Here is a 3,952-nt window from a genome sequence, read left to right on the forward strand (position 1 = left end):
ATTCTCGTTCATCCGGATGATACTTTTCGGCTGCCTTGGCCGGGGTCGGAAGGTTTGGTGCTTTGGAAGATGGTGTTGCATGAAGTGGTGGGGATGGATTTTTTTTGGGGTGATGGGTGAGGAGTGAGGAATGATAGGTTGGGAATTAAAAATTACGAATTAAAAATTACGGGCTGCGAGCCAAGTTATATTGGGTTATTGGGAATTGTCAATTTTATTTCCGGCATTATTAAAGTCCCTCCGTCCCTAAGTCTCTCAATTACGTGGTGCCCTATCTTTCCCGCCAAAACCCGAATCTGTCTGGTTCTGCCTTTTCTCGGATGACAAATTCCAAACCAACAAAATATCCGTTATACTGTAGATTTGCGTATATTTGAACTATGAACTATCAGGATTACATAGAAATTAGGCCGGACAAGAGATTTGGAAAGCCCTGCCTCAAAGGGAGTAGAATCTCGGTTTATGATGTGCTAAACTGGCTATCCAACGGAATGAGCAAAATAGAGATTATGGAGGATTTTGAGGAAATAAGCGAAGATATGATAAATGCCTGTTTGGCTTTCGCCGCAGATAAGGAGCACAAACTACAAATCGCCTCTTGAAGCTTTTATTTGATCAGAATATCTCCCCAAAAATAGTGAGGCAGATTGAACCTGATTTTCCGGGTTCTTTTCAGGTCCGGCATGTCGGATTGGAAGATGCCTCGGATTCCCACATTTTTGACTATGCAAAAGAGCATGGTTTCGCTATAGTAACGTTTGACTCTGATTATGTTGATTTAAATATTATTAGGGGCATACCGCCTAAAATCATCTGGTTAAAGACCGGGAATTTAACCACTAGGTCAATTACAAAGCTTTTACATAAAAACAAAATTTCTTTAATTGAATTTTTAGAATCCGATGGGTTAGGCATTCTTGAAATAGTTCAACCTTTAGCTTAGCCCATGACACATGTTCTGCCATTTCTCGGATGACGGAATACATATAGTTGGTTGATACCTACACAAGCTTGGGATGGCCTAGCGACTGAAATAGGGAAATTGATAGTTGTGGATATTAAAAGAACTCCATGCGATTTATAGCCCATTGCATGCTATTAAACCCTGCATTCTGGGTGGGGATGTTTTTAGGAATAGCAGTTTTTCGGGAATGGAGAAAAAGACATTGGATCAGCTTGGTAGGTGCCGGGCTGATCTTTCTTTTTTTTACGGAGCCTCCGAAACAAATTATCTACTACTGGGAGCGGGCATTTCCCTCGGTGGTGGGGATGGTTATGGTGGGATATTGATTGATATTGGATAACATGTCCCGACTTTTTCGGGATTTCTGGATATTAGGATCTAAGCGATTCTCGATTTGAAATAGGGTAGAAATATGGTGGAAATCGGAGCGAAGCGGAGACCCTGTATAGCGTAGCGGTTCAGGGTATGGCCTACGGCCGAAAGATGAAAAAAGATTTTGATAGATATTGGATAGTTAGCTATTGATGGGTGAGGAATGATGGGTTGGGAATTAAAAATTACGAAATCCTTTTTATGGGGAAAGGTTGTGCAAACTACTCCTAGTCGCGGAATTCAAATTAAACTTTCAACTGGGAATACAATTTCTTCTCTAGGAATGAAAAACCCTTTGATGCAATTCGGGTTTCGAACACAGACCTGAATATGACTTTTTTCAAAAATCCCAGCACCCTCAAAAGCTGGCCCTCCCTCTGTAAAAACGCCTCTTGTTGTATCGAAATTTCTGGTTGAACTGCTCCCAAAATCATTTATTTCTTTTATCCACGTTTCAAGTATTGATTGATGCATGTATTCAATCACAGCACAATCTAATTCTCTAAGTAGCATATCTCCATTTGGGTCATTTTTCACATCTCGGTTTTTTGGAAGTTCGTCTCCAAGAATATCATTTAGGTCTTTAAAAGAAGTATAGTGATTTTGAATTAATCGTATATATTTGGAATCCAAAAAATCACAGCAATATCCTAAATGGATTACAGCTCCAAGAACAGAAGGCTTTTTTATTTTGCCTACGACCTTCTTTTCATCGGCCCAAATCTGAGCTCTGGTGTAATTGTTTTCCCAAAAATACATGCCATGCCCCAGCCAATCAAAAGGTTTTTTGGAATAGACCAAGTCATTTGGCCTACTTATAAGCTTGTCTCTGGTGGATTCTTCGCACCCGTGGAAACCAGTTATAAAATTATGCCTTACATCGTACATTAAAAAATGATTTGAATTTTTTCTATTTACCTTTAGAATACGCTTTCAGCTCTTTGTAGTTTCTAGTATATTCCCCCTTTTTTGTAACTATACCAGCACGGTTCAAGGATGCAATGGCCTCTTTTTTGGTCATGGTTTTTACAGCCTCAATCCGCTTTTTGGCAATTTCCATTAATTTGGCAAAATCCCTGTCGTTCATTTTACTTTACCTTTACTCCCATAAATATAATCGAATTTTAGATATCCAAGTTCAACTATTTAGTTTTTTTTGTTTAATATTCTTTACCATTTCATACGCATTATTATTCTGAAACTCCACCTTCATCAAAAGTTCAAGTCAGTTAAAATACCCAGGTAATCTAGGTGGTGTCGGCGATGCATATGCGCCGTGCGAAGTGCCTTTTCGAAGCGCAGGGAATCGAAGTTGTTCCCGCGCCCTGTAATTTCGCCTACCTTATCCATCCGGATTATTCGTTTCGCATGCCTTGGCCGGCTTCGGAGGCTTTAGGGGAAGGTATTTCATGAGGTTATTGGAATGGTTATGGTGGGATATTGATTTTTTTGCTTGGTTATAGCGTGATTGCTAAATTCTTAAGCTGATTGGCTTAGGTTGACTTTGTTACTTTTTTGCTGCAGAGCCCGAACCGAACAGCGTAGCGTATCGGGATCAAAAAAGTAACCAACCTGCCCTGACATCGTCAGCGGCTTGTCCCGTTTTTACGGGGAAAAACCCCGCCGCTGAGCATCTTCAAATCCGTGCGCACCCCGCACACCTGTGCGCCTGTGGTGCATAGGCCAACTCCTCGGGATTTTACGTGATCTCGGAAAGCGAGTAAATTTCAACCAAATCCCTCGTCAAAGTGCCTTTGCCACCGCACCGCCCGGATTTCTTCACGCCAAAATCTGCAAGGCGGAAGAAATGGAAGTATCGCAACTTGATAAAACAGATTCTTAGATGAGCGGTGGCCTGCCAGAAAACGATGGGGGACAGAACGTTAAGAAAATGTCCCTTAGGACATTTTTAGTTCTGGGCCAGGCTGTAGGGGAGGTTTGAGGATTCTGGCCTCGTGGGGGGAAGTTCCCTCCCACATCCCGGCCCATAAACTCCCGTTTATGTCCGGCTTGACTTTTTTGGTTCTTTTTGTGTCAAGACAAAAAGAACAAAAGGTAAAGGAAAGAAGAAAGGTATGATCTAGCAAGCAAAGGTGACGCTAAGCTGCGTTAATCCGAATAATTTATTTCGGTTGTCTTGGCCGAGTTCGGAATCTTTGGTGCTTTTGGGGATGGTTTTGCAGGAGGTTGGTGGGATTGTTTTTTCGGGGTATTGAATTTCTGGTTAAAGAATACTAGTCCGGATTTAGCAGGGTTAAACCTAGTATTCAGGTTTTGGCTGTTATAGCACTTTTTAGCCTTGTTACTTTTTTTGCTGCAGGCCTGCCCTGACGTAGTCAGTGGTCAAAAAAGAACCAAAAAACCCCGCCGCTGAGCATCTTCAAATCCGTTCGCGGCCCGCGCATAGGCAAACTCCTCGGGATTTTACGTGATCTCGGAAAGCGAGTAAATTTCAACCAAATCCCTCGTCAAAGTGCCTTTGCCACCGCACCGCCCGGATTTCTTGGACCTGCAGGAAGTATCTCGACTTGATAAAACAGTTTTTCAATGAGCCGTGGGTTGTGATAAAACAACGGGGACAGAACGTCAAGAAAAAGTCCCTAAGGAGATTTTTAC

General features: G+C 42.0%; 5 protein-coding genes. 3 read left to right on the forward strand and 2 right to left on the reverse strand.

Annotation, left to right across the window (positions count from 1 at the left end; genetic code table 11):
• The first annotated feature begins 380 nt into the window (after positions 1-380).
• The 3 genes from DB520_RS26075 to DB520_RS27125 all read left to right on the forward strand — a co-directional run bounded on the left by DB520_RS26075 (position 381) and on the right by DB520_RS27125 (position 1,290).
• Positions 381-602: a DUF433 domain-containing protein gene (locus tag DB520_RS26075; protein WP_114752760.1), complete on the forward strand. Its 222-nt coding sequence runs from the start codon at positions 381-383 to the stop codon at positions 600-602.
• On the forward strand, positions 599-943 hold the full coding sequence (locus DB520_RS26080; protein ID WP_114752762.1) for a DUF5615 family PIN-like protein: 345 nt from the start codon (positions 599-601) through the stop codon (positions 941-943). Before DB520_RS26075 ends, DB520_RS26080 begins: the two co-directional genes overlap by 4 nt.
• A gap of 128 nt (positions 944-1,071) precedes the next feature.
• Positions 1,072-1,290: a hypothetical protein gene (locus DB520_RS27125; RefSeq protein WP_198675466.1), complete on the forward strand. Its 219-nt coding sequence runs from the start codon at positions 1,072-1,074 to the stop codon at positions 1,288-1,290.
• 286 nt (positions 1,291-1,576) lie between these two features.
• Here DB520_RS27125 and DB520_RS26090 read toward each other — a convergent pair whose 3' ends face one another.
• Together DB520_RS26090 and DB520_RS27130 are read right to left on the reverse strand one after the other, a co-directional pair.
• On the reverse strand, positions 1,577-2,224 hold the full coding sequence (locus DB520_RS26090) for a hypothetical protein (protein ID WP_114752766.1): 648 nt from the start codon (positions 2,222-2,224) through the stop codon (positions 1,577-1,579).
• 22 nt (positions 2,225-2,246) lie between these two features.
• Complete coding sequence (locus DB520_RS27130; RefSeq protein WP_198675467.1) at positions 2,247-2,423, reverse strand: hypothetical protein; 177 nt, start codon at positions 2,421-2,423, stop codon at positions 2,247-2,249.
• Positions 2,424-3,952: the final 1,529 nt, after the last annotated feature.

Origin of the sequence: Pleomorphovibrio marinus (assembly GCF_003347495.1) — a bacterium.
Lineage (GTDB): Bacteria > Bacteroidota > Bacteroidia > Cytophagales > Cyclobacteriaceae > Pleomorphovibrio > Pleomorphovibrio marinus.

Coding starts and splice junctions, on each gene's coding strand:
- DB520_RS27130 (WP_198675467.1), bottom strand. CDS start 2,423: ATGAACGACAGGGATTTTGCCAAATTAATGGAAATTGCCAAAAAGCGG.
- DB520_RS27125 (WP_198675466.1), top strand. CDS start 1,072: ATGCGATTTATAGCCCATTGCATGCTATTAAACCCTGCATTCTGGGTG.
- DB520_RS26075 (WP_114752760.1), top strand. CDS start 381: ATGAACTATCAGGATTACATAGAAATTAGGCCGGACAAGAGATTTGGA.
- DB520_RS26090 (WP_114752766.1), bottom strand. CDS start 2,224: ATGTACGATGTAAGGCATAATTTTATAACTGGTTTCCACGGGTGCGAA.